This window comes from Sulfitobacter litoralis (assembly GCF_900103185.1).
In the GTDB taxonomy this organism is placed as follows: Bacteria; Pseudomonadota; Alphaproteobacteria; order Rhodobacterales; family Rhodobacteraceae; genus Sulfitobacter; species Sulfitobacter litoralis.
In genome coordinates this window covers 57,069-81,972 of sequence record NZ_FNJD01000001.1, presented here as the reverse complement: position 1 = coordinate 81,972, position 24,904 = coordinate 57,069, and the positions used below count along the sequence as shown (strand labels likewise).

Genomic DNA, 24,904 nt, shown 5'->3' with positions numbered 1-24,904 from the left:
TGTCGCTTTCGTCGCAGGCTTATTTGGTCAGGCGCTTGCGGTTGGCGCTGACCTTTTTGCTTACCGGTGCCATCGCGGCCGAGAGAATCTGATCAGGTGTGCCCCCGGCAAAGGCGGCTTTGGTGGCCGCCTCATAGGCTTTTGCCATGGCAGGTCCCTTTTCATTGACCATGCGGGCGTTCTCTCCGCGGGACTGTGGTAGGGCACCGGCCATCGCCAAAAGCCTAAGCGTCATAACAGCTTGGGTGTCGATCATCAGCTTGGCGAGGTTGGTATTTAGCGTCATTAGGGTAAGAGGGTTCATGGGATGTGCTCCGATTGCATGGGATCAGCTTATGCTGCGTCGCAGCATATGTAACCCGAATTTGTCACAATTCACTGTGATGCCTTGATCCTTGGCTGTATTTGGCTGATAAACCGCCCAATCACAGCGGAGATTTAGCGATGCGCGCGCGTATTTATCAGCCTTCCCGAACTGCCATGTCCTCTGGCACTGCCAAAACCCGCGTTTGGTTGCTTGAGTTTGACCCCGAGCACGCGCGCGAAATTGACCCGTTGATGGGCTGGACCTCGTCGAAAGACACGCAAACTCAGGTGCGCTTGCAGTTCGCGACCAAGGAAGAAGCGGTCGAATACGCCCGTGACCACAATATCGACGCGATGGTCCAAGATCCCAACAAGCGCCGCGCGAATGTGCGCGCTGGTGGCTATGGCGAAAACTTTGCCACAGCGCGCCGCGGGGCCTGGACGCATTAACACTTTCTACTTTTTCTCATGCTAGGCCCGAGGCGGGCGGTGTGAGCGAGACGCAATACACAGGGCGGCCCCTTCCAAGGTCGCCCGTTTTCTTTTTCGATCGATGAACAGACGCGCAAAGGTACCAACTCATGACGATCACCCAACTCGTGACCCACTCCGGCGGCTTTCATGCGGACGAGCTATTGTCGTCAGTCATCCTGACACGGCTGTTCCCCGATGCAACGATCTTGCGCAGCCGCGAGATGGCGCTGATCACGCCCGCAGCAGGGCGCATCATCTATGATGTGGGCGGCGATTTTGATGCTGAGGCAGGGATATTTGACCACCACCAACGTCCCAATCCACTGCGTGAAGACGGCCAGCCCTACAGTTCATTCGGGCTGATCTGGGCGCATTATGGGCACGATTATCTGCGCGCGCTTGATGTGCCAGAGGCGGATGTAAACGCCATTCACGACAGCTTTGATCGCGGGTTTGTCCTGCCGATCGACCTGCTGGACAATGGTGCCGTTAATGCGTCAGAGGCGGGGCCACTGTTTGCCGGTCTTACCCTGCCGGCACTGCTGGAAAGCCTCAAGCCCGTGTTCGATGACCGCGAAGAAGGTGTGGACGACCGTGCCTTTGCCGCCGCCTTGCCCATTGCGCGCGCCTTTGTCGAGGCCTCCATCCGCCGAAAGGCCGCCAAATTCCGTGCCGAAGCGATGGTATTGGCCGCGATTGACGCTGCGGGTGATGGGCATGTGCTGGACCTGCCGATGGGCATGCCGTTTCGGGGGCCGGTGATCAAGGCGGGTGCAGACCACCTGCTGTTTGTCATCCACCCACGTGGGTCTGAATGGACGCTGACGACGATCCGGTCGGGGGATGATACCTTTGAAAACCGTGCGGATCTGCCGGTCGCATGGGCGGGCCTGAAAGACGCCGCGCTTGAAGAGGCGTCCGGCGTACAGGGGGCCAAGTTCTGTCACAACGGTCGTTTTATCGCGGTTGCCGACAGCCGTGAGGCGATCTTGAAAATGGCCGATATCGCTGTGCGCGAGGCCACGGCGGCTTAGCATAGGCGACGTCGTGGGCTGCAGGTTGCCGGTGGCGGTGGTAGTATGCTGTCACATGTGACGCTGATGCGGTGACCGATCTCGCTTGCCCCCCGGGCGGGCGTGAATACACTGCACCTCCAGCCATCGGGGGGCACCGCGTGAACAGCCAGCTAAGACATTTGCCACAGATCGACACGTTGTTGCAGCAGCCACCGATTGCCCAGGTGGTCGCCGCCTATAGCCACGAGGAAGTGCGCAGCGCGCTACGGCTGACACTGGACGCGCTGCGCGATGATATCCTGAGCGGCGCGGCTGTCGACCTGCCTGATTTTACCAGCGAGGGTTTTGCCCGCACTCTTGCAGATCGGATCGAGGCAACCCGCCAGCCGAACCTGCGTCCCGTGATCAACGCGACGGGTATCATCATTCACACAAACCTTGGCCGTGCCCGCCTTGCGCCCGAAGCCTTGCAAGCGATGCGCGACATCGGTGCACGTCCGTCGAACCTTGAACTGAACCTTGCTACCGGCAAGCGTGGATCGCGCTATGACCATGCCGAGGCGCTGATCTGTCAGCTGACTGGCGCAGAGGCGGCGTTGATCGTGAACAACTGCGCCGCGGCGGTGGTGCTGGCGTTGATGGGAACCGCGTCGGGGCGCAAGGTGATCGCGTCGCGGGGGGAGCTGATCGAAATTGGCGGATCATTCCGCCTGCCCGACGTCATCGCTCAAAGCGGGGCAGTCCTGAAAGAAGTCGGCGCCACGAACAAAACCAGGCTTAGCGATTATGCCGACGCGGTGGATGAGGACACGGCGGTTCTGTTGAAAAGCCATACCAGCAATTTTCGCATCGTCGGGTTTACCTCTGCTCCGTCACGCACGGCTTTGGCGCAATTGGCAGCCGAGCGGGACCTGATCCTGATGGAAGATCTGGGCAGCGGCGTGTTGATTGACCTGTCGCCCTTCGGTCTGCGGGATGAACCAGTGGTGGCGGATATTTTGAAAGCGGGCGTCGATCTGGTCATGTTCTCGGGCGACAAGCTGTTGGGCGGGCCACAGGCGGGCATCATCGCGGGGCGAGCCGACATTATTGCAGGGTTGCGCAAGCATCCGCTGCTGCGGGCTTTGCGGATCGACAAGCTGTCCCTCGCCGCACTTGAGGCAACTTTGCGACTGTACCTGCCGCCCCATGATCCGTTGTCACGGGTGCCTGTGTTGCAAGCACTGTCGCAGCCCCTGGCGGAGGTTGAGGTGCGGGCGCAGAAACTGGCGGCGTCGGTAGAGGTTATGAATGGCGTCACAGCATCGGTCACCCCGTCCGCTGCCTATGTCGGTGGTGGATCGTTGCCCCAGCAAGACTTGGAAAGTGTGAGCGTCGTGGTGGTCTGTGATGCCCTTTCCCCGGAAGCGCTGGGCGACAGGCTACGCGGGGGGGTGGTACCGATTATCGGGCGCATCCATCACGGAAAGCTGTGGTTGGATATGCGCACTGTCACTGATGATGAACTGCCCGATATCGTCGCGGCGCTGGGCGCGATAGCCACCTCATGACCTCGGCCTGCGTCATCGTGATCGGCCATGTGGATCATGGCAAGACGGCGCTGGTGCGCGCCCTCACTGGGATGGAGACGGACCGGCTGGCCGAGGAAAAAGCCCGTGGTCTGTCGATAGCGCTGGGCTTTGCGCATTGCGAGATGGCAGGCGGTACGCTTGATCTGATTGACGCACCGGGACACGAGGATTTCATGCGCACGATGGTGTCTGGCGCAAGCGGGGCGCAGGGCGCGCTGCTGGTGGTTTCTGCCGTGGATGGCGTCGCTGCGCAAACGCGCGAGCATGTGCAGATTGCAAGGCTGTTGCAGGTGCCTGTGGCGGTGGTCGCGGTGTCCAAGGCCGATTTGCTCCCCGAAGCAGCGCTGCCCGCCCGTTTGGCGGAAATTGAGGATACCCTTGCCGCGCAGGGCGTTACGGGGGCCGACGTGGTGCCCTGTTCGGCCACGACTGCTGGCGGGACGGATCATCTGCGGCAGGTCTTGGCGCGGCGGTTCAACGCTTTGCCCGCGCGGGCCGCGCCAATGGGAGCGTTCCTGCCGGTGGACCGCGCGTTCACACTGGCGGGGCGCGGGACGGTGGTGACAGGTACGCTGCTTGGCGGCGCGTTGGCGGTTGGGGAGGCGCTGACCGTGCAGCCAAGCGGTGTTGTGACGGTGGTGCGCGGGCTGCAATCTCGCGGCGCGGCGCGGGCGAGGGTCGCGGCGGGCGAGCGGGTCGCGGTGAACCTGCGCGGTATCGCGCTAGAGGATATTGCCCGCGGCGATGTGATCAGTGCGGGCGGGCAGGCGGCAACGCTCTGTATGGATGTATCGTTAACCGTTTCTGACACGGCACCGCGACCGGTCAAACATATGCAAGAGCTGCGCGTGCTTTGGGGCACCGCGCACGAGGTCGCGACCCTGAGGCTGATGGGCGGTGGCCAGGTCGCGCCGGGTTGCGCGGGGTTGGGGCAGGTGCGGTTCACACGTCCGGTGGTGGGGTTTGCCGGACAGGCGGCGGTGTTGCGTCAGCTTTCGCCTGCGGCGACGTTGGCGGGTGCGGTGATCCTTGACCCGCAGGCCACCGCAGTCGGGGCGGGCGACAGACGGCGGTTGGCGGTGATGCAGGCGGCACAGCAGCAGGATGGTACGGCGCTTGCCGCCGCGCTTTGTGCGCAGGGGCGCGGGGTGGCGCTGTGGTCCGATCTTGTGCGGTTGGCGCGCTGCGATGCGACGGCTGCGCTGCCCACGGGCGTTATGCGGTTATCGCCGGAACATATCGCGCTGGCCGACGACCTCAACGCGGTGCAGGCGGCGGTGGCGGAGGTTTTGCAGCGCTTTCACACCGATCATCCAATCAAGCAGGGGGCCGCGCCTGCGTTGCTGCAACAGGTGACGCCGCTACGGGGCTTGGTGCCCTTTGCCCAAGCCGCGCTGGTCAAGGCGGGAGAGGTCGTGTTGTGCGACGGTTTGGTCAGCCTTGCACGGCATGATCCCTTCGCAGCGCTTGCTCCGCATCAGGTCGCGCGCCTGACGGAGATTGAAGAGAGTATTCGCGCGGGCTGCAACACGCCCCCTGATCTGCGGCAGTTCGATGCGCCTGATGACGCGGATCTGATCGCGCTGATGGTGGCGCAGGGGCGGCTGGTACCGCTGTCGAATATTGCGCTGAAACAGCAGGTCGTGTTTCACGAAATGACCATCGGCCAAGCGCAGCGGACCCTCGCGGCGGCCTTCCCGCCGCCCACGGCCTTTACCACCAGCGAGGCGCGCACAGCTTTGGGCACCAGCCGCAAGTTCATCGTGCCGCTGCTTGAGCATCTGGACGCCCAAGGCATTACCCTGCGGGACAACGACACACGGCACATGGTAAAGCCTGCGCATTAGGCTTTCCCCCGCACCCCACCGCCGCTAGTCTGCCCTCAGTGCGGAGACGACCGGAGTCTGGTGGCTTCCCTGGTCTTCAAAACCATGGACGCGTCGATACGGCGTGTGGTGGGTTCGATTCCCATCCGTCTCCGCCAACCCGTCTGGACATGCCTGACGATCCCCCACAGTATGCAGCGGCATACTTGGGAGGGGGCGACATGAGCGATCAGAAACCGGAATTTATCCTGAAGGATCTGCAAGGGGCAGCCCATCATTTTGACGGCACGGGCCCTGCGCTGGTCTGTTTCGTGAAAGAGGATTGCGAGACCTGCAATATCGCGGGGCCGGTGCTGCAGACGCTGTCGCAGGCCTATGGCGATGCGGTGCGGTTTCTGGTGCCGGGGCAGTCCGGCGAGAAGAACGCCGATTTCGCACAGCGTCACGGGCTGACCATGCCGGTGCTGGAGGATGCGGGCTGCAAGACCTCGTTCAGCTGGGATTTCGAGATCGTGCCCGCGCTTTACTGGATTGATGAAAGCGGTGCTGTTGTTACCCACTTCGAAGGGTTTGTGCGCGATGACTGGCAGGCATTGTCCGACCAGATGGCCAGTGCCACCGGCAAAGCTGCCGCCCAGGTCGATTGGGACAGCTTGCCCGCTTGGCGTCCCGGATGCGGGTCGAAACACTTTGACCCAGAGGTGTACGACGCGCTGCGGGCAGAGGCCGAAGGCAGCCGTCTGCGCGCCCGCAAGGTCGAGGTCGCCAGCGGCGATGACATGGCTGAATTCATGTTCGATCAAGGGTTCTCGGACGGGTTGCCCTTGGTCCCGCCGACGCCCGAACGGGTGATCCGCATGCTTGAGGGGACGCATCGTGATCCGCAGGATGTGATCGCCACAGTGCCGCCGAATATGGGGCCCGCTACGGTCGAAAAGATCGCGATTAACGCCGTGATGGCGGGATGTAAGCCTGAATATCTGCCCGTGGTGATCGCAGCCGTCGAAGCCGTCTGCACGGATGAATTCAACATCCACGGGGTCACCGCGACAACCATGGGCGCGGCGACGGTTATGGTGGTGAACGGGCCGATCGTGGACAAGATCGGGTTGAACGGCGGCTTGGGGGCTTTGGGCGCGGGGAACCGTGCCAACGCCACCATCGGGCGCGCGCTGCGGCTGATCATCCGCAATGTCGGCGGCGCGACTACGGGCGGCGTCGAACGGTCGGTTTTGGGCAATCCGATGAAATACACCATGTGCTTTGCCGAGAACGAAGAACGCTCCCCCTGGGAGCCGCTGCATGTGGAGCGTGGTTTCAAGGCGGAGGATTCGGTCGTGACCGTCTTTGCCATGACCGGCGGGCCGGTGCATCTGGTGGACCAGACCTCGCGCAGGCCGGATCAGATTGCAGGGTCGTTGGGGCAGGGGCTTGAAGGAGTTTTCCTGCCCAAGATGCACAACCTGCCGATTGACGCGCTGCTGGTGGTCTGCCCGGAACATATCAACACGCTGACCGTCGATGGCCCCTATTCCAAGGACCGGCTGCGCGACCGCATTCAGCAGGTCACCGCGCGCCCGCTGTCCGAGATGGTGCAGGATGACCATTCGGGTGCGGGTATCCCCGTGGCGGATGCCGAACGCATGGGGCCGGAAAAACTGGCGCAGCTTGCCCCCAAATTCGCGGGTAAGGAATACATCCATATCGTCGTGGCTGGTGGGGATGCGGGCAAATTTTCCTCCGCGTTCCACGGGTGGGCCACGGGCGAAGTGGGGTCGATTTCCGTTTCCAGAAAGATCGATCTGGGCTAGGTTTCACAGCAGAGGAGGACGTGAATGACAATAATTCTTGACCCGACGGACGAACGTGTCCCCGTCGCGCGTCAGATCAGCGAACGTTCCGGTTCGGTGCAGGGGGTTGTCGGGCTGCTGAATATCAGCAAGCCACGTGGCAATATCCTGCTGGATGAACTGGACAGGTTGCTGACCGAAAACGCACCCGGCGTTGAGATCCGGCATTATACAAAGCCGACTTTCGCCAAACCGTGCCCCGACACGCTGCGCCACCAGATCCGCGATGAATGCGATTTTCTGGTCGAAGGGCTGGCGGACTGAGGATCATGTACCACGTGCAGTATGCACGATACAGTCTGGTTTGAAATCCAGGGGATCCCGTCTGTTTCCATCGCTTCGAGCGTGTTTGGCCAAGCCGCTGAAACGCAGCGCAAGGCGTTAGGCATGGAGGGCGCGCGTTATGTGCTGGTGCCGCATCCTATTCAGGATGCCACGGACGACGAAATGCGGGCCAAGGCCCGCGAGGCGTTCGACCAGATCATCGGTGCGTTGCGCGACGCGTGACTGACGCAAAAATATGGGGCGGCGCGGGGAGGCCTGCGCCGCCTTTTTCGTGGGCATGGGGTGTGCGGGCTACAGCTCGGTTAGCCAGTGCAGCTCTGACAGATCATCCTTGATCCAGATCATCGCTGTGGCCTGGTCCAGTTCCGGAGGTTTCGGCAGCATGCCGGCAGGGATCACCGTGGCGCGGGCAAGGGGTCGCTCTAACGGTTCACCCACCGTTTCATGCATGTACCGCACGGCTTGAAGCAGGCTCAGGTCGGCCCCTGCCAGCGTTCCGTCGGCCAGCGTCAGCCGTCCCTCGCGGCGCAAAATCTCGCGGTCGTTCAGGGTGAAGCTCGTGATGTCAGAGCCGCCGGTCGCCATTGCGTCGGTCACTAGAAATACCTCTGCCGCGCCACGGTTGGCGGCAAGTGCGGCGCGGATCATCGCAGGATGCACGTGCACGCCATCCGCTATCAGCCCCGTGGCCACGCGCGGATGATCCAGCGCGGCCCCGACCAGACCGGGGGCGCGGGCGTTGGCTTGGCTCATGGCGTTGAACAGATGCGTTGCCATGCGGGCGCCCGCATCAAATGCGCGCATCGCCGTATCATAGTCGCAATCGCTGTGCCCCAACGATACCAGTACGCCGGCCTCGGTCAGCGCCGCGATCTGGTCGGGGGTGGCGTTCTCGGGGGCGAGGGTCATTATCAGGTTCGGGATTTGCGCGACAGCGTCGGTCAGCATCGATATATCGTCAGCCGTCAAAGAGCGGATCAGGTTACCATCATGCGCCCCTTTGCGGGCAACGGACAGATGCGGCCCTTCTAGGTGGAGGCCCGCGATGCCAGGAATGCCTTGGTGCAGCGCCTCGGTCACGGCGGCGATGGCGGCGCGGCTGTGGGCGGGCGTATCGGTGATCAGCGTGGGCAGGAGCGCATGGGTGCCAAGCCGCCGGTGCGCTGTGGCCATGATACGCAGCGTGGCCAGATCAGGGGCGCTGTTCAGCATCACCCCGCCGCCGCCATTCACTTGCAGATCAACAAAACCGGGCGACAGGATGCCGCCTGCAAGCGGATGTGTCTTGGTGCGCTGTGGCAGCTCGGCCTGTGGCATGATGTTGGTCGCGCCGCCGGCATCGACCACCAGCGCATGATCGACCAGCAGCGTCTGGCCGTTGAAAACACGGGCTCCGGTATAGGCGATCATGGGTGACTTCCTTCGTGGGCTGCGCGCAGGGCCAGCGCGATTGCCCCATCCAATGCACGGCCCTTGGCATCGATAAGATGGGCGGTCTGGGTTTCGGGCAGATAGGCGGCGTAGTGCGGGCCGACCCCTCCGGTCAGACACAGATGGTCGTCGGGCTGGTGATCCAGCGCGATGAGGGCGCGAGTCAGGTAGTCAGCCCCGCGTGCCATCAGCGCCCGCCCGATGCTGTCGCCCTTTGTAGCGGCCTGTACCACATCAGGGGCGAGAGTGGCGAAGTCGCCGGGTCGCGCCTTGAGGCTGAACTGGACGATGCCCGTGCCGCCGCCGAACCTATCCAGCATCTGTTGTGAAAGCGGGCTGGCGGGGGTGATCCCGTCAACGACCAATAGCGTCTGTTCAAGCACCCCGTGCCCTAGCCACGCGCCAGAGGCCTGATCCGACACCTGATAGCCCCAGCCGCCGATGCAGGTTTGCACACCTGCCCTCTGGCGGCCCACAATGGTGCCTGTGCCAAGCGCGATCAGATAGCAGTCTTGCGCACCCACGGCACCGACGAGGGTGGTGGTGGTGTCTTCGGTCACGACGGATTTGGCAAAGGGCAGACCGGCCTGCACGCGCGGGCCCCATTCGGGCCCTGTGTACCCTGCGAGCCCCAGATGCGCCACGGCGCGGGACATATGGGACAGGTCCAGACCCGCCTGCGCAACTGCCTCGCGGGTGGCGGTCAGGATGTTATCGATTGCGGCGGCGCAGTCTGTGCTGACATTCGCGCGACCCCCTGTGGCTTCGGCAAGGATGCGGCCATCGGGGGTGGCAACAGCGACGCGGCATCCGGTGCCGCCGCCATCGACGCCGATCAGAAAGGGAGGATCAATTTGTGTCATTTGATTGGTGTAGGCCACCTGTTTTGGCGGGGAAAGGCAATTTTCACCCTTCGGTTTGCCAGCGGCGGCAACGGGTTTGCAAACGGCACTCCGGTGTGATAAGTTAGCGCTAACATACTTACGTATTTGCTGGGAAGCCCCTAGGGCCAACCCCCGCCGCGAAGGGAAGCCTGATGTTGAACGAGACCGTAGCCCGCGTCACCGACCGGATCATCAAACGCAGCGCGCCAAGCCGTGATGCCTATCTTGCGCGGATGCGTCGCGCCGCCGAAGACGGGCCCGCGCGGGCGCATCTGTCGTGCAGCGGGCAGGCACATGCCTATGCCGGTGCGGGGCAGGATCAGGCGGCACTGGCGACGCAATCGACGGGCAATATCGGGATTATCACGACTTATAATGACATGCTGTCGGCGCACCAGCCGTTTGAACGCTTTCCGACCCTGATCCGCGACACCGCGCGCGCGGCGGGCGGGACGGCGCAGGTTGCCGGCGGTGTGCCTGCCATGTGTGACGGCGTGACCCAAGGCACCCCGGGGATGGAGCTGAGCCTGTTTTCACGCGATATCATCGCCATGGCAGCGGGGGTCGGGCTGAGCCACAACACTTTTGATTCCGCGATCTATCTGGGGGTTTGCGACAAGATCGTACCGGGATTGGTCATCGCCGCGCAGGCGTTTGGTCATCTGCCTGCGATCTTCCTGCCAGCGGGGCCAATGACATCGGGTGTTTCCAACGATGACAAAGCGATCGTCCGCCAGAAGTTTGCCGCAGGCGAAGCCACCCGCGAAGAGCTGATGGCCTCGGAAATGGCGGCCTATCACGGGCCGGGCACCTGTACCTTCTATGGCACGGCCAACACCAATCAGATGTTGATGGAGTTCATGGGCCTGCACCTGCCCGGCGCGTCTTTCGTGAACCCCAATACGCCCCTGCGCGATGCGCTGACGGTGGCGGGCACGCAGCGGGCTTTGGCTGTCAGCCATCTGGGCAATGAATATACGCCTGTCTGCGATGTCCTGAACGAAAAGGCCTATGTGAACGGCATCGTCGGGCTGAATGCGACGGGCGGGTCGACCAATCTTCTGATCCACCTTGTCGCCATGGCGCGGGCCGGTGGTATCGTGTTGGACTGGCAGGATTTCTCGGACCTTGCTGATGTCACGCCGCTGCTGGCGCGGGTCTATCCGAACGGCTTGGCTGACGTGAACCACTTCCACGCGGCGGGGGGCTTGGGCTTTATGATCGGGCAGCTGATGTCGGGCGGCTTGCTGCATGACGACGTCAAGACGATCGCGGGCGAGGGGCTGTCGCGCTATACCCAAGATCCCAAGCTCAAAGACGGCGCTGTCGAATGGGTGGCGGGGCCGACCAAGACGCTCAATGAAAAGATCGTGCGCCCCATTGGCGATCCCTTCCAGCCCACAGGCGGGTTGAAACGTCTGGCGGGCAATCTGGGCAATGCGGTCACCAAAGTCTCTGCCGTGAAGCCGGAGCATCACATCGTCGAAGCGCCGGTCCGCGTGTTCCATGATCAGGAAAGCGTGAAAGACGCCTATCGCAATGGTGAGTTCAACGAGGATGTCATCGTCGTCGTGCGCTTTCAGGGGCCCAAAGCCAACGGCATGCCCGAACTGCACAGCCTGACGCCGGTGCTGGCAAACCTGCAGGCGCGGGGGCTGAAAGTGGCGCTGGTCACCGACGGGCGCATGTCCGGCGCGTCGGGCAAGGTGCTGAGCGCGATCCACGTCTGCCCCGAAGCGGTGGACGGCGGACCGATTGCACGTTTGCAAGACGGTGATATCGTGCGCGTCGATGCCCGCGACGGGCAGCTGACGGTCCTGACCCCCGGCGCGATGGAGCGTCCGGTCACCACGGCTGATCTGTCGGGCAATGAATACGGGCAGGGGCGCGAGCTGTTTGCCACTTTCCGCAACACAGTTGGCACGGCCGATACCGGCGCCAGCAGCATTTGAACCTGACCAAAGGATGATCCGATGACCCCGCAAGACGCCAGCGCTGCTGCCTATGCCATCTGTAAACGTGCGCCCATCGTGCCGGTATTGGTGGTGCATGACGTGCTGCATGCCCGTCCCTTGGCCGAAGCTTTGGTCGCCGGCGGTTTGCCCGCGCTAGAGGTAACGCTGCGCACGGACGCCGCGCTTGAGGTCATTTCCGAAATGGCAAAGGTTGAAGGCGGCATTGTGGGGGCGGGCACGTTGTTGACGCCTGATGACGTCAAGCGTGCGGTGGATGCGGGCGCGACATTCGGTGTGTCCCCCGGTGCCACGGATAAACTGCTTCAGGCGGCCGAAGATCTGGATTTGCCGATGTTGCCCGGTGCTGCCACCGCGTCAGAGGCGATGCGTCTTTATGAACGCGGCTATGATATGCTCAAGTTCTTCCCCGCCGAAGCTGCGGGTGGGGCACCCTTCCTGAAATCGCTATCCTCGCCGCTGCCTCAGGTGCGGTTCTGCCCCACGGGCGGCGTGAGCCCCGCGAATGCGGAAAGCTATCTGTCGCTGCCCAATGTGGTTTGCGCGGGCGGCAGCTGGGTCGCGCCGGACAACCTGATGCGCAAAGGCGATTGGGCGGCGATCACCGAACTGGCCCGCGCCGCCAGCACCCTTGGCAGCCGTGGTTAAAGCGACGCCGCGGCGCGACTGGCCTGATCATACTGTCCCGAGATCGCGCGCAGCTGCGCCGCGATCTCGCGCAGGTCGTCGCCCTTGATATCGGTGCGCCCCATGCTGTCGATCAGGCAAGTGTTGCGCACCGCGCGGTAGGTCTCTATCAGCTCGGCCCCGCTGGCGGAGGTGCGATAGAACACCTCTTTGCCGCGTTTTTCGGCCTCTAGCAGGCCGGATTTCAGCAGTTTGCGCAGCGCATAGTTCACCGTATGCGTGTCTTCGATGTTGAGCAAAAAGCAGATGTCTGTCAGCCGCTTTTCACGGTCGCGGTGGTTGGTATTGTGCAGCACCAGTATTTCCAGCGGCGTCAGATCGGCATTGCCCGCCGCCGCCATGCAGCGCGACATCCAGCGCGAGAAGGCGTTGTAGGCGATGATCATCCCATATTCGAGCTCGGACGCCTCCCATCCTTCGCCCTCGGCAAGGTGACGGGACGATACGATGCGGCGGGATGGGTGCGATTTTGGGTCTGACATCGGGGCCTCAAGACTGGTTTTCACTGTCGTTATGTTAGCGAATTGCCGGTATGGTGCAATCGGTCTGTGCGCCAAGGACACGCCTGCCATAGAAAAATATGCCGAGGATGGTGTGGCGTGACGGGGCGCGGTAGCAAGGGGCAGATGGTAACTGCCCCCGAGGCCCTCGCGATAGGATAGACGATGCTGCGATTTCTTGTGCCGGTGCTGGCGGCACTTTTGCTTCTGCCAATGGATGCACAAGCGACAGAGCGGATGCGCCTCGGCTATGGCCGTCTGATCACCAATGACGCCATCGCAGAGTTCCGCGACCGCGAGCGGACCGGTTCCTACGTGTCCTCGCGTGTCTGGGGGCCAGAATGGACAGGTCGCTTGCCAGACCGCTTTGGGCAGTTGATCGAGCTGCGTTTGGGGGTAGAGCTGCTGGCCCCCGCGAGCCTGCGTCGCCCGCGACCTGGATCGCGCCCTTGGGCCGGTGCGTTGTCTGCCGGGGTGCACACGCATTTCGAACGTGACAGCGTCGAATATTCGGTCGGGGCCGCGATCTATGCCACCGGTCCGCAGACCCATCTGGATGACCTGCAACGGGGGCTTCACGATCTAATCGACGCGACCTCGCCCTCGGATCAGGTGCTGGATAACCAGATCGAAAACGGCTTTCACCCCACGGTTCTGGTCGAGACGGCTCGCAGCTTTCCGATTGGCGCGCGGACAACGTTGCGCCCCTTTGTCGAAGGGCAGGCGGGGATAGAGACATTCATGCGCGTGGGCTTTGATCTTACCTTTGGCGACATCACGCGGGGCGAGCTTTTGGTGCGCGACAGCACCACCGGCCACCGTTACCGCGTGGTGCAGAACACCGACGCGACAGGGTTCGGCTTTGTTATCGGGGCGGATATGGCGCGGGTCAGCGACAGTGTGTTTCTGCCGTCGGACCGTGGCTATGACCTGACACCGCGCCGGGATCGTGTGCGTGCGGGGGTGCATTGGCAGGGCAGGCGTGCGTCGGCCTTCTATGGTCTGACGTGGCTGGGCAAGGAATACGAGACGCAGCCCGACAACCAACTGGTCGGCTCTGTGCGCATCAAGCTCGACTTCTGACGCGCAAGCCCCGTGCATAGGGTGATTCGTTCTTTCCAGCGGGGAACGGTTTTGATAGCCTTGGGGCAATAATAATACGACGAGGCACGAACAGTGGTCAAAACGGGCTTTCGAGGCACGTTTGTCATAAGCTGGTCGCAGACAGAAATAGACGGGCTGGACGCCGCACCGGTGCAATCCCTGAAGGTAGGGGCAGCTTGGGCGTGGCGGGGCGATTCACTTCGCGTTGACGGGCCGAATGACGTGTTGCGGCTGGATCAGGCAGACGAGGCAGGTGATCTGCGCAGACGGGCTGCGCGGATGGTGCATCGTTTGGTGGGGACTGCGTTGGACGGTACCGTGCCACCACACCGGACCTTTGCCAGCGACCGCGACACCCCGTTAATGGACAACAGCTTTACCGTAACCGACGGTGCGCAAAGCTATCTGGTGACGGTGATCGAGGTCGGGCAGGGCAGCCAGCCGCTGCTGATGTTCCTTGACGCGCTGCCGCCGCGCAATACCGATCTGTGGGTCGTCGAGCATACGTTGAACACCGCCGCGGCGGATCGGGCGGCGCAATACAGCAGCGGTGTGATCTGCTTTACCCCCGGCACGATGATCCGCACCGCCGACGGTGCCCGTCTCATCGAGCATCTGCGCGAAGACGATTTGATCCAGACGAAGGACAACGGCCTGCAATCCGTGCGCTGGATTGGCAGCCGCCGGATGAGCGGCGCACGTCTGTTCGCCATGCCTCAGCTGCGGCCTGTCCGCTTTCGTGCCAATGCTTTGGGGGCTGCGCGGCCTGATGCGGATTTGCTGGTGTCGCCCAGCCACCGGATGCTGGTGAAAGGCCCCGTCGCGCACGCGCTGTTTAACACCGACGAGGTGCTTGTCACCGCGCGTGATCTGGTGAACGGGCGCAGTGTCACGATCGATGCCCACGCGCGCGAGGTGACCTATATCCACCTGCTGCTTGATTTCCACGAGGTGCTTTGGGCCAATGGCGTCGAGACGGAAAGCTTTCACCCGGCCTCTGCCGCGCTGGAAGCATTGGACACCGCCGACCGTGCGCGTCTGCTGGACCAGTTCCCCCAGATCGGGTCCGATCCGCATACCTATGGCGGCTATGCCCGGCGCAACCTGTCGATGTCCGAAGCGGCGATCCTGGCGCACGCCGCCTGACGCCGCCGGACCGCCTGCTTTGCGGTAGGGTTAGCTGTCTGTCTTGCCCGCGATCAACGCCTGAACGATGGCTTTTGCACTGTCGCTGGACCAATCCGCATCGCCGCGCAGGCGGGCAATCTCGCGGCCTTCAGGGTCCATCACCACGGTGATCGGTAGCCCAAAAATGCCCATCTGGCTGGCCAACGCCTGTTTGGGGTCTTGGTGACGGGGTAGGCTGTCGACACCGGCATCCGCGAAGAACCGTTTGATCCCGTCAGGCGTATTGCGGCCTGTCGCAATTGTCAGCACCTCGAAATCATCCCCGCCGAATTCCTTTTGCAGCGCGTTCAGTTGCGGCATTTCCTTGCGGCACGGCGCGCACCATGTGGCCCAGAAGTTGATCAACACATATTTGCCCTGCCACGCCTCAAGTGTGGTTTCGCCGCCGTCATCCTCAAGCTGGAATGCGACAGAGGAGGTGGCAACAGGGGAACCGTGGACGACCAGTTTCTTCATATCGCCGTCGCGCAGGGGCTTGATGTCGGCGCTTTGCGCAAAGCTGGGGTTTGCACCAAGGGCAAGGGCCGTATAAACGAGCGCGAGCATAATCTTTTTCATTTTCCCTCCGAGGGGTTGCCTGATGACTGATACGACTTCGAACAAAATGTGGGGTGGCCGTTTTGCCGCCGGACCGGACGCGATCATGGAGGCGATCAACGCCTCGATCTCGTTTGACCAGCGTATGGCCGCCCAGGACATTGCCGGGTCGCGTGCCCATGCCGCCATGTTGGCTGCACAAGACATCATTAGTGATAGCGATGCCGACGCCATTCGAAAAGGCCTGCTCACGGTGTTGTCAGAGATCGAGGGCGGCACCTTCGCGTATTCGGCCGCGCTGGAAGACATTCACATGAACGTCGAGGCGCGCTTGAAAGAAGTCATCGGCGAACCGGCAGGGCGTCTGCACACGGGCCGGTCGCGCAACGATCAGGTGGCGACAGATTTCAAGCTGTGGACCCGCGACCAGTTCGACGCCGCCGAAAGCGGATTGTTGGCGTTGATCAAGGCGTTGCTGGACCAGGCAGAGGCCGGGGCCGATTGGGTCATGCCCGGTTTCACCCATTTGCAAACCGCGCAGCCGGTCACTTGGGGCCATCATATGATGGCCTATGTGGAGATGTTTGGCCGCGATCTGAGCCGGATGCGGGACGCACGGACACGGATGAATGAATCGCCTTTGGGCGCTGCGGCACTGGCTGGCACGTCCTTTCCGATCGACCGCGACATGACGGCGCAGGCGCTTGGCTTTGACCGCCCGTCGGCCAACTCGCTCGATGCGGTTAGTGATCGTGATTTTGCGTTGGATTTCCTAGGCGCGGCGTCGATCTGCGCCATGCACCTGAGCCGTTTCGCCGAAGAACTGGTGATCTGGTCGTCGGCGCAATTCCGTTTTGTGACGCTGTCGGACCGTTTCTCGACCGGGTCCAGCATCATGCCGCAGAAAAAGAACCCCGACGCGGCAGAGCTGATCCGCGCCAAGATCGGTCGCATCATGGGGGCCAATGTGGCGCTGATGATGGTGATGAAGGGGCTGCCGCTGGCCTATTCCAAAGACATGCAGGAAGACAAGGAACAGGTCTTTGACGCCGCTGACAACCTGATGCTGGCGCTGGCCGCGATGGAAGGCATGGTCAAGGATATGTCCGCCAACCGCGAAAGCCTTGCGGCAGCGGCGGGGTCGGGCTTTTCCACCGCGACGGATCTGGCCGACTGGCTGGTCCGCGTGCTGGGGCTGCCGTTCCGCGATGCGCATCACATCACCGGATCGTTGGTAGCACTGGCCGAACAGAACGGCTGCGACCTGCCGGACCTGACGCTGGAACAGATGCAATCGGCGCATGGCGACATCACGGCGGATGTCTTTGACGTTTTGGGCGTGGAAAATTCCGTCAATTCGCGTATGTCTTATGGTGGGACCGCACCTGCCCAAGTGCGCGCGCAGGTGGCCCGCTGGAAAGGGATCATCGGATGAAACCCGTCGCCGTTATTGCCTTGTTGCTGACCCTCGCCGCCTGTGGTGTGGACGGGGAACCCGTGCCGCCGCAGGTCAATAGCACGGTGACGCTGTCGTCGTCGGGCATGTCGGTCGGAACGGCTGTCACCCTTGGCCGCGGCCCGTTCCGGTTGGGTCTGGGGGCGGCGCTATGATCCGCGCGGCGGTTCTGGCCGTGGTAGCGGTGTCGGTGTTGGCGGGCTGTGACGGCCCGCAAGCCCATGCGCCATCTGCCTATGACAGCCGCGCCTATCCGCCCGCGACGGACACCAGCACCCGCAAGAACCGCAGCAATTACCAACCGGGGGTGCATGTCTCGGGGTATGTGGATGTCGGTGTTTCCAAGACGTTCTGACCTTTGGGGCGACTGGCGCTGATTGCCATTCCCGCGCCCTTTGATATTGGGGTAGGCAATGGTCCGCCGCTGTCTTTTTTCCTGCGGTCCGCCGCCTTTAAAATATCGCCGGCAGCTTTCGGCGGGAAAAGCTTAGGAGCCCGAAAACATGGATCATTTCCTGTACCGTGATGGCGCGTTGTTCGCCGAAGATGTCGCCATCTCCGAAATCGCAGCCGCGGTCGGCACGCCTTTTTACGTCTATTCAACCGCCACGCTTTTGCGTCACTTCAAGGCGTTCGATGATGCGCTCGATGGGATGGACCATTTGGTCTGCTACGCGATGAAAGCGAATTCGAACCAAGCGGTGCTGAAGACACTGGCGCAGGCGGGTGCGGGGATGGATGTCGTGTCCGCCGGGGAATACCTCCGCGCCAAGGCGGCAGGCGTACCGGGTGACAAGATCGTGTTCTCGGGTGTGGGCAAGACCGTCTCGGAAATCCGGCTCGCGCTTGAGGGCGGCATCCGGCAGTTCAACGTCGAATCCGAACCCGAGATGGAGGTGCTGGACGCCGTCGCGCGGTCGATGGACAAGGTCGCGCCGATCACCATCCGTGTGAACCCCGATGTCGACGCCAAAACACACGCCAAGATTGCCACCGGCAAGTCCGAGAACAAGTTCGGCATCCCCATCGCCCGCGCGCGCGAAGTCTACCGCATGGCCGCCGCGATGCCGGGCCTAGAGGTCGTGGGCATCGACGTGCACATCGGCAGCCAGCTGACCGATCTGACGCCATTCGAACTGGCGTACCAGAAGGTCGCCGAACTGACAGAACAGCTGCGTGCCGACGGGCATACCATCCGCCGTCTGGATTTGGGCGGAGGCCTGGGCATCCCGTATGAACGGAGCAATGCCGCCCCGCCGCTGCCCACAGACTATGGTGCGATGGTGCAAAAGACGCTTGGTCATCTGGGCTGCGAGATCGAGATCGAACCTGGCCGCCTGATCGCGGGCAACGCCGGCCTGATGGTGAGCGAGGTGATCTATGTCAAATCCGGCGAGGGCCGTGATTTCCTGATCATCGACGGTGCGATGAACGACCTGATCCGCCCCGCCATGTACGACGCCTACCACGACATCGTGCCCGTCGTCGAAGCCGAAGCAGGGGCCGAGCAGCAACCCTATGACATCGTCGGGCCGGTCTGCGAATCCGGTGATACCTTTGCCAAACAGCGCATGATGCCAAAGCTGGTTGCAGGCGATTTGGTGGCGTTTCGCAGCGCAGGTGCCTATGGCGCGGTAATGGCCAGCGAATACAACTCTCGCGCGCTGATCCCCGAGGTGCTGGTCCATGGCGATCAATTTGCGGTTATCCGCCGACGCCCGACCTTTGACGAAATGATAAATCGCGATACCATTCCTGAATGGCTGTGACCGCGCCTTGCGTGTCCGGCTTTTGAAAGCAGGGCCCGCATGACGTTTTTCACTGCCAAGGATGACGACCACTCGCCCGAGCAGGGTCTCAAGTCGATCCGTTGGCCCTTGCGTCTGACGTGGGCCGGTATCTGGGCCGAGGTGTTGGTGCAGGCATTCTGGCCGCTGATTGCCTTGGTGCTGGCTGTGCTGGCGGTGCTGATGCTGGGGCTGCTCGATAACGCTGCGATGTCCGTCGTAACGGGCGCTGTCGTTGCCGTGACGCTGGCCGCTGTCGGGGCGCTGGTTTATGCGCTGCGCCATTTGCGCCTCCCCCGCCGGATAGAAGCGCTGACCCGCCTGGACGCCAGCCTGCCCGGACGCCCAATTCAAGCGCTGATGGATGTGCAGGCGATCGGCACGGGGGATGATGCCTCTGCCGCGGTGTGGCAGGCGCACCAGAGCCGCATGGCTGCCCGTGCAGCCGCTGCGCAAGCGGTGCCTGCGGATTTACGCGTTGCGGACCGTGACCCCTTTGCCTTGCGCTATGTGGCACTGCTGGCTTTTGTCACGGCGCTAATTTTCGGGTCGGTGCTGCGCATCGGATCGGTGGCGGGTTTGACGTCGGGCGGGGGGGCTTTGGCCTCTGGTCCGGTCTGGGAAGGCTGGGCCGAGCCGCCGCGCTATACCGGCAAGCCTACACTGTACCTCTCGGACCTTGCCGAAGGGCCGCTGAACTTGCCTGCGGGCACGCTGATCACCTTGCGCATGTATGGCGAAGTGGGTGCGTTGTCTGTTTCCGAGACCGTTTCGGGCCAGCCCCAGCGTGTGGATGACACCCCCGCCATCGTACAGGATTTCAAAATCAGCCAAAGCGGGCAGATCGCCATCGACGGGCCGAACGGGCGCGCGTGGGACGTGACGATGCTGCCCGATGCCAAGCCGCAGATTGAAATTACCGGCCCGCCGGACGTGACCGCGCTTGGCGAGATGCAGCTGCCGTTCGTGGCACGTGATGACTATGGCGTCGAAGCGGGCGAGGCGCGGATCGATCTGGATCTGGCTTCCGTGGACCGCCGCTATGGGCTGACCATCGACCCTGACCCGCGTGCAGAGCTGATCGTACCTTTGTCGCTGCCCATTGCAGGGGATCGCCGCGATTTCGAAGAAAACCTGATCGACGATTTTTCGAAACACCCTTGGGCCAACCTGCCGGTCACGGTCACGCTGAGCGTGCTGGACGCGTCAGAGCAGCAGGCGACCACCCCACCGACGCAAATGATCCTGCCGGGGCGGCGCTTTTTCGATCCGCTGGCGGCGGCGGTGATTGAGCAGCGGCGTGATCTGCTGTGGGCCAAGGGCAACGCCGACAGTCTCGCGCAGGTGTTGCGGGCGGTGTCCTATCGCCCTGCGGATGTGTTCCGCTCTGACACGGCAGCGCTGCGTTTGCGGCGGCTGATTGAACGGATCGAAATTCGCGCCCGCTATGGATTGGCCGACGAGGTGCAGACCGAGATCGCGGATGATCTGTGGGATTTGGCGATTGAACTGGAAGAAGGCGTTCTGGCCGACGCGCTGGACCGGATGCGCCGCGCACAGGAGCGTTTGCAAGAGGCGATGAAGAACGGTGCCTCGGACGCAGAGATCGCAGAGCTGATGGAAGAGCTGCGCCGCGCCACTGACGACTACATGCGTCAGCTGCAACGCCAGCAGGCGCAAGAAGGTGAGACCGGCGACCAGCAGCAAGGCGAGACTATGCAGATGACGCAGGACGACCTGCAACGCATGATGGACCGCATCCAGGAGCTGATGGAGCAAGGCCGCATGGCAGAGGCCGAACAGGCGCTGCGCGAGCTGCAAGAGATGATGGAGAACATGCGCGTCACCCAAGGTCAGCCGGGTGAAGGTGGGCAATCTCCGGGTGAGCAGGCGATGGAGGGGCTCGCCGACAGTCTGCGCGAACAGCAAGAGCTAAGCGATCAGGCGTTTCGAGATTTGCAGGACCGGTTCAACCCGAACGCGGATGATGGTCAGCAGCAGGGGCAGGACCAGGGCCAACAGCCCGGCCCGCCGCAGGACGGGAACCAGCCGGGCCAGCCCGGGCAACAACCCGGTCAGAACAATGGCCAAGGCGAACCCGGACAGGGACAGGGATCAATTGCCGACCGTCAGCAGGCGCTGCGCGATGAGCTGCGCCGCCAAGAGGGGCGTCTGCCCGGCGGCGGCACCCCCGAAGGCGACGCTGCCCGCGATGCACTGGACCGCGCCGGTCGTGCCATGGACGGTGCCGAAGAGGCGCTGCGCCGCGATGATCTGGCCGACGCGATCGATAACCAGTCGCAGGCGATGGAAGCGCTGCGCGAGGGGATGCGTGCCTTGGGCGAGGCGATGGATCAGGACCAGCAGGCGTCCGAACCGGGGCAGGGCACAGCCCAAGGCAACCGCCGTGCCGAGAACACGGACCCTCTGGGGCGTGAACAGGGGGCCAATGGCGCACAGGGGTCAGAGGGCGACCTTGCGCTGGATAATGATGCCTATGGCCGCGCACGCGAACTGCTAGACGAAATCCGCCGTCGCTCGGGCGAGGAGACGCGGCCAGAGGTCGAGCGCGATTACCTGCGCCGTCTGCTGGACCGGTTCTGATACGGGCAAGTAGGTGAGGACGGGGCCGGCAAAAGGGCGGGCCCGATCCGTTTTAGCTGCCTCACTGGGATGCCCGCGAGTCGAGCCATTGCAGCGACGCCTGCAATGCCCCGTCAAGCCATTGGCGTCCGTCATCCACCTGCGCCACATAGCTGGCCAGATAAGGGCGCAACGCAGGCACAGCCTCTGAAATCTGCGGCGAAAAGACATAGAGCAGCACCAGCACCGACGCGAGGAGCACGATCAGCACGAACCCGCGGCTGAAGCCGTTGCGCTTTTGCGGATCAGGCTGCGCAGCGTCACCACCGGCATTGGGGATGGTGCGTCGCTCTGATCCGGTGCGCAGCGTCGAATTAATTTCTTCGATGTCGGGCAGCAATTCGCGGCGCGATGCGACAGCCGCCGCAGCGGCATTGGTTTCGGCCACGCTGGGTTGCGCCTCGCCGCGCAGACGTGACATGCGGACCTTGGCCTGCTGAGCACGGTCGCTCTCGCTTGGGTGATCGGCTTCTTGCAGGCCCAGATCGGGCTGGCTTTCCAGCGGATCTGCTTGACGGCGACGGCGGGCTTCCTGTTCGGCTTCGGCCTCTTGACGTAAAATATCAGCGACCGACGGGTCAAGCTGCTTACGAGGCGGCGCGGCAGGAGGGGCGGGTTCGGGCTGTGCCTGTTCCGGCTCTGCGGGCGTGTCAGCGGGGGCTGCGTTTGCCTTGGGGGTATCCTGATCGGGCTGCGACACGGCGGCGGTGACAGTGCTAAGCCGGCCGCCATCCTCTTCGTCGAGGGGCATGAAATCGGGGTGATGCTGGAACCAAGTCTGGCCGCAGTTGGAACATTGCACATCACGCCCGGACAAGGGCATCACCTCGTCCGGTACTTCGTACTGCGCATCGCAATTGGGACAGATTAGTCTCATGTTGCGCACCGAACCATTGGAAACCTCTTTGTTTTCACGTCAGATCAACCTTATGTCCTAGAAAACCGTAGGAAAAGTGCAATCTTCATGCAATGCCTGCGCCGGGGTGCATTGAAACCCAAGCGGTGCTGGGGCACAACAGTTCAAACCAAGCGGGATATGCGTGTGATCGAGTTTGAAAACGTGGCTTACAGCTATGGCGGAGGCGAGCTTTTGTCCGATATCTCGGTCAAGCTGGCGCCGGGATCGTTCCATTTTCTGACGGGTCCGTCCGGCTCTGGCAAAACCACCTTGATGAAACTGTGCTATGGTGCGCTGCTGCCGACGGCGGGGCATGTATCGCTGTTTGGCAAGGACGTGCGCACAATGGAACGCGACGACATCGCGATGATCCGGCGGCGTGTGGGCGTGGTGCATCAGGACTGTCAGTTCCTGAACCATCTGCCGGTTGCCGAAAACATCGGGCTGCCGCTGACCGTGTCGGGCCGTCATGCAGAAACCGGCGGTGAAGACCTGCAAGAGCTGCTGTCGTGGGTCGGGCTCAGCAGCCGTGCCGATGCGCTGCCACCAGAACTGTCGGGCGGTGAACGCCAGCGGGCCGCACTGGCGCGTGCGGTGATCATGTCGCCCGATGTGGTGCTTGCGGATGAACCCACTGGTAACGTCGACTGGGAGATGTCGCAGCGGCTACTGCGCTTGCTGGTCGAGCTCAACCGCATGGGCAAGACGGTGCTGATCGCGACCCATGATCTGGGACTTATCCGCGCCACCAAGGCGCAGGTGCAAGCGCGGGTGTTGCGCATTGCGAACCGCCGAATCCAGTTGGCGGGGGCAGATCTATGAAGATGTTGCGCATCGCGCTGGCGTCGCTGTGGAACGGCGACCGTCAAGCGGACCGTGTGGTGCCACCGTCAGGATTTACCGCGCAGCTTACCTTGTTTGCTGCCGCAACAATGGCGTTTCTGGCGGTATTTGCGCTGGCGCTGTCGCTCGCGTCGGGGCGGTTGGCGCATATCTGGGGGCAAGAGCTGGCACGTACCGCAACGATCCGTGTCGTGGCCCCCATTGACCAACGCAGCGCCCAGACCGACGCCGCGCTGCGCATCCTCGAGACGACCAAAGGCGTCGCCACGGCGCGGGCATTGACCGATGAAGAACAGCAATCCCTGCTGGCCCCTTGGTTCGGACCAGAGCTGGCGATTGACGCCCTACCGGTGCCGCGCCTGATCGAGATTATCGAGGAAGACGACGGCATGGATGCGGACGGTCTGCGCTTGCGTCTTGCGGCAGAGGTGCCGGGGGCCGTGCTGGACAATCACAGCCGCTGGCGTGCGCCGCTGGTCAAAGCGGCATCGCGGCTGAAGCTTCTGGGCTGGGTGTCCATGACCCTGATCATCGCGACCCTCGCCGCGATGGTGACACTCGCCGCCAATGCCGCGCTGTCGGCCAATGCTCAGGTCATCGCTGTGCTACGTCTGGTGGGCGCGACCGACAGCTATATCGCACAGGCATTTATCCGGCGTTTCACCCTGCGCGCTCTGACTGGCGCTGCGGCGGGTACGGGGCTGGGACTGCTTGCTATTCTGCTGCTGCCAAGCACCGCTGATGCGGGGGGCTTTCTGACGGGCTTGGGCTTTCAGGGCTGGCACTGGATTGTGCCGCTGGTGATCCCGTTTCTCTCTGGTGGTGTCGCCTTTGTCGCCACAGGGGCCGCGGCGCGCCGCACACTAAAGGACCTTGCGTGATGTTGCAGTGGATACGATCGATTACCTTCATCGTGCTGGCCACGGTCTATATGCCCATGATCGGGGTGTTTTACGCCCCTTGGGCGATGTTTTCGCGGCGGGGAGCCTATGCTGCGTGCAAGGCGTATTCTGCGGGAACCATGTGGCTGGCACGGGTCGTCGTGGGGATGCGCTGCGAGATTCGCGGCGATGTGCCGGAGGGGGCCGTGTTGGTTGCCGCGAAGCATCAATCGTTTCTTGATATCCTGATGATCTTTCACGCGCTGCCGCGGGCCAAATTCATAATGAAGCGCGAGATCCTGATGATGCCAGTGATCGGGCAATATGCAAAACGTATGCAGATGATCGCGGTTAATCGGGGCAAACGCGGCGCGGCGATTTCAAAGATGCTGGCCGACGTCAAAGCAGGCGAGGCCGAACCCGGCCAATTGGTGATCTATTCGCAAGGCACACGTGTCGCACCTGGTCTGTCGGTGCCCTATAAAAAGGGGACTGCAGCACTGTATGAACAGATGCGCCAGCCTTGTGTGCCTGTAGCGACGAACGCCGGTTACTTCTGGCCACGACGTGGGCTGTACCGGCGACCGGGGGTGGCTGTGGTCGAATTCCTGACCCCGATCGCACCGGGGATGGAACGCGCTGCGTTTATGGCGACACTGGAGAAAACGGTAGAAGCCCATTCAGACGCGCTACTGGCAGAGGCAGGGTTCAAGGCCACTTTGCCAGTCTAGCCCGCACCGATGCAGTGCAGCACGCAATAAAAA

At 62.7% G+C, this 24,904-nt stretch carries 24 protein-coding genes and 1 tRNA gene; 19 read left to right on the top strand and 6 right to left on the bottom strand.

Going from position 1 to position 24,904, the window contains the following annotated elements:
• Positions 1 to 19 precede the first annotated feature (19 nt).
• Complete coding sequence (locus BLQ98_RS00430) at positions 20 to 304, bottom strand: antifreeze protein (RefSeq protein WP_093731388.1); 285 nt, start codon at positions 302 to 304, stop codon at positions 20 to 22.
• 140 nt (positions 305 to 444) lie between these two features.
• On the opposite strand from BLQ98_RS00430, the gene BLQ98_RS00425 reads away from it, so the two are divergent.
• The 7 genes from BLQ98_RS00425 to BLQ98_RS18560 all read left to right on the top strand — a co-directional run bounded on the left by BLQ98_RS00425 (position 445) and on the right by BLQ98_RS18560 (position 7,550).
• A complete protein-coding gene (locus BLQ98_RS00425; RefSeq protein WP_093731387.1) occupies positions 445 to 756 on the top strand; it encodes an ETC complex I subunit in 312 nt (103 codons plus the stop codon).
• A 131-nt stretch (positions 757 to 887) separates the two neighbouring features.
• Complete coding sequence (locus tag BLQ98_RS00420) at positions 888 to 1,814, top strand: MYG1 family protein (protein WP_093731386.1); 927 nt, start codon at positions 888 to 890, stop codon at positions 1,812 to 1,814.
• Between the two features lie 140 nt (positions 1,815 to 1,954).
• A complete protein-coding gene (gene selA, locus BLQ98_RS00415; protein WP_093731385.1) occupies positions 1,955 to 3,346 on the top strand; it encodes an L-seryl-tRNA(Sec) selenium transferase in 1,392 nt (463 codons plus the stop codon).
• On the top strand, positions 3,343 to 5,214 hold the full coding sequence (gene selB / locus BLQ98_RS00410) for a selenocysteine-specific translation elongation factor (RefSeq protein WP_093731384.1): 1,872 nt from the start codon (positions 3,343 to 3,345) through the stop codon (positions 5,212 to 5,214). The genes selA and selB overlap by 4 nt, the downstream gene beginning before the upstream one ends.
• Positions 5,215 to 5,256: 42 nt before the next feature.
• Positions 5,257 to 5,351 (top strand) — tRNA-Sec (locus BLQ98_RS00405).
• Positions 5,352 to 5,414: 63 nt separating this feature from the next.
• Positions 5,415 to 7,004 carry a TlpA family protein disulfide reductase gene (locus tag BLQ98_RS00400; RefSeq protein WP_093731383.1) on the top strand — a complete coding sequence of 530 codons (1,590 nt, stop codon included), beginning with the start codon at positions 5,415 to 5,417 and terminating at the stop codon, positions 7,002 to 7,004.
• A gap of 24 nt (positions 7,005 to 7,028) precedes the next feature.
• A complete protein-coding gene (locus BLQ98_RS18560; RefSeq protein ID WP_258182285.1) occupies positions 7,029 to 7,550 on the top strand; it encodes a UGSC family (seleno)protein in 522 nt (173 codons plus the stop codon).
• A gap of 69 nt (positions 7,551 to 7,619) precedes the next feature.
• Here BLQ98_RS18560 and nagA read toward each other — a convergent pair whose 3' ends face one another.
• Entirely contained in the window at positions 7,620 to 8,738 is a 1,119-nt protein-coding gene (gene nagA, locus BLQ98_RS00385; RefSeq protein WP_093731382.1) for an N-acetylglucosamine-6-phosphate deacetylase, read from the bottom strand.
• Positions 8,735 to 9,622: a glucosamine kinase nucleotide-binding domain-containing protein gene (locus BLQ98_RS00380; protein WP_093731632.1), complete on the bottom strand. Its 888-nt coding sequence runs from the start codon at positions 9,620 to 9,622 to the stop codon at positions 8,735 to 8,737. The genes nagA and BLQ98_RS00380 overlap by 4 nt, the downstream gene beginning before the upstream one ends.
• Positions 9,623 to 9,795: 173 nt before the next feature.
• Between BLQ98_RS00380 and edd the strand changes: the two genes are divergently transcribed.
• Together edd and eda are read left to right on the top strand one after the other, a co-directional pair.
• Entirely contained in the window at positions 9,796 to 11,595 is a 1,800-nt protein-coding gene (gene edd / locus BLQ98_RS00375) for a phosphogluconate dehydratase (protein WP_093731381.1), read from the top strand.
• 21 nt (positions 11,596 to 11,616) lie between these two features.
• Positions 11,617 to 12,264: a bifunctional 4-hydroxy-2-oxoglutarate aldolase/2-dehydro-3-deoxy-phosphogluconate aldolase gene (gene eda / locus BLQ98_RS00370; protein WP_093731380.1), complete on the top strand. Its 648-nt coding sequence runs from the start codon at positions 11,617 to 11,619 to the stop codon at positions 12,262 to 12,264.
• Here eda and BLQ98_RS00365 read toward each other — a convergent pair.
• A complete protein-coding gene (locus BLQ98_RS00365) occupies positions 12,261 to 12,785 on the bottom strand; it encodes a winged helix DNA-binding protein (RefSeq protein ID WP_174226595.1) in 525 nt (174 codons plus the stop codon). The two genes, eda and BLQ98_RS00365, sit on opposite strands and share 4 nt — an antisense overlap.
• A gap of 183 nt (positions 12,786 to 12,968) precedes the next feature.
• On the opposite strand from BLQ98_RS00365, the gene BLQ98_RS00360 reads away from it, so the two are divergent.
• Both BLQ98_RS00360 and BLQ98_RS00355 read left to right on the top strand, forming a co-directional pair.
• Positions 12,969 to 13,886 (top strand): lipid A-modifier LpxR family protein, encoded by a 918-nt coding sequence (locus tag BLQ98_RS00360; protein ID WP_093731378.1) that lies wholly within the window; start codon positions 12,969 to 12,971, stop codon positions 13,884 to 13,886.
• 93 nt (positions 13,887 to 13,979) lie between these two features.
• Positions 13,980 to 15,053 (top strand): Hint domain-containing protein, encoded by a 1,074-nt coding sequence (locus BLQ98_RS00355; protein WP_093731377.1) that lies wholly within the window; start codon positions 13,980 to 13,982, stop codon positions 15,051 to 15,053.
• A 30-nt stretch (positions 15,054 to 15,083) separates the two neighbouring features.
• Here BLQ98_RS00355 and BLQ98_RS00350 read toward each other — a convergent pair whose 3' ends face one another.
• On the bottom strand, positions 15,084 to 15,653 hold the full coding sequence (locus BLQ98_RS00350) for a TlpA disulfide reductase family protein (RefSeq protein ID WP_093731376.1): 570 nt from the start codon (positions 15,651 to 15,653) through the stop codon (positions 15,084 to 15,086).
• A 22-nt stretch (positions 15,654 to 15,675) separates the two neighbouring features.
• Here BLQ98_RS00350 and argH point away from each other — a divergent pair, with 22 nt between their 5' ends.
• From argH to BLQ98_RS00325, 5 genes are all read left to right on the top strand, one after another.
• Complete coding sequence (argH, locus tag BLQ98_RS00345) at positions 15,676 to 17,067, top strand: argininosuccinate lyase (protein ID WP_093731375.1); 1,392 nt, start codon at positions 15,676 to 15,678, stop codon at positions 17,065 to 17,067.
• Positions 17,064 to 17,243: a hypothetical protein gene (locus BLQ98_RS00340; RefSeq protein ID WP_093731374.1), complete on the top strand. Its 180-nt coding sequence runs from the start codon at positions 17,064 to 17,066 to the stop codon at positions 17,241 to 17,243. The genes argH and BLQ98_RS00340 overlap by 4 nt, the downstream gene beginning before the upstream one ends.
• A complete protein-coding gene (locus tag BLQ98_RS00335) occupies positions 17,240 to 17,443 on the top strand; it encodes a hypothetical protein (protein ID WP_093731373.1) in 204 nt (67 codons plus the stop codon). The genes BLQ98_RS00340 and BLQ98_RS00335 overlap by 4 nt, the downstream gene beginning before the upstream one ends.
• Positions 17,444 to 17,591: 148 nt before the next feature.
• Positions 17,592 to 18,857 (top strand): diaminopimelate decarboxylase, encoded by a 1,266-nt coding sequence (lysA, locus tag BLQ98_RS00330; RefSeq protein WP_093731372.1) that lies wholly within the window; start codon positions 17,592 to 17,594, stop codon positions 18,855 to 18,857.
• Positions 18,858 to 18,896: 39 nt separating this feature from the next.
• On the top strand, positions 18,897 to 21,479 hold the full coding sequence (locus BLQ98_RS00325) for a TIGR02302 family protein (RefSeq protein WP_093731371.1): 2,583 nt from the start codon (positions 18,897 to 18,899) through the stop codon (positions 21,477 to 21,479).
• 61 nt (positions 21,480 to 21,540) lie between these two features.
• Here BLQ98_RS00325 and BLQ98_RS00320 read toward each other — a convergent pair whose 3' ends face one another.
• Complete coding sequence (locus tag BLQ98_RS00320; protein WP_093731370.1) at positions 21,541 to 22,395, bottom strand: zinc-ribbon domain-containing protein; 855 nt, start codon at positions 22,393 to 22,395, stop codon at positions 21,541 to 21,543.
• A gap of 165 nt (positions 22,396 to 22,560) precedes the next feature.
• Between BLQ98_RS00320 and BLQ98_RS00315 the strand changes: the two genes are divergently transcribed.
• The 3 genes from BLQ98_RS00315 to BLQ98_RS00305 are packed head-to-tail and all read left to right on the top strand — an operon-like array spanning position 22,561 to position 24,871.
• The gene (locus BLQ98_RS00315) at positions 22,561 to 23,238 is read left to right on the top strand and encodes a cell division ATP-binding protein FtsE (protein ID WP_093731631.1); all 678 of its coding nucleotides are present in this window, start codon (positions 22,561 to 22,563) and stop codon (positions 23,236 to 23,238) included.
• Positions 23,235 to 24,140 (top strand): cell division protein FtsX, encoded by a 906-nt coding sequence (locus BLQ98_RS00310; RefSeq protein WP_093731369.1) that lies wholly within the window; start codon positions 23,235 to 23,237, stop codon positions 24,138 to 24,140. The genes BLQ98_RS00315 and BLQ98_RS00310 overlap by 4 nt, the downstream gene beginning before the upstream one ends.
• Entirely contained in the window at positions 24,140 to 24,871 is a 732-nt protein-coding gene (locus BLQ98_RS00305) for a lysophospholipid acyltransferase family protein (protein ID WP_093731368.1), read from the top strand. The genes BLQ98_RS00310 and BLQ98_RS00305 overlap by 1 nt, the downstream gene beginning before the upstream one ends.
• Positions 24,872 to 24,904: the final 33 nt, after the last annotated feature.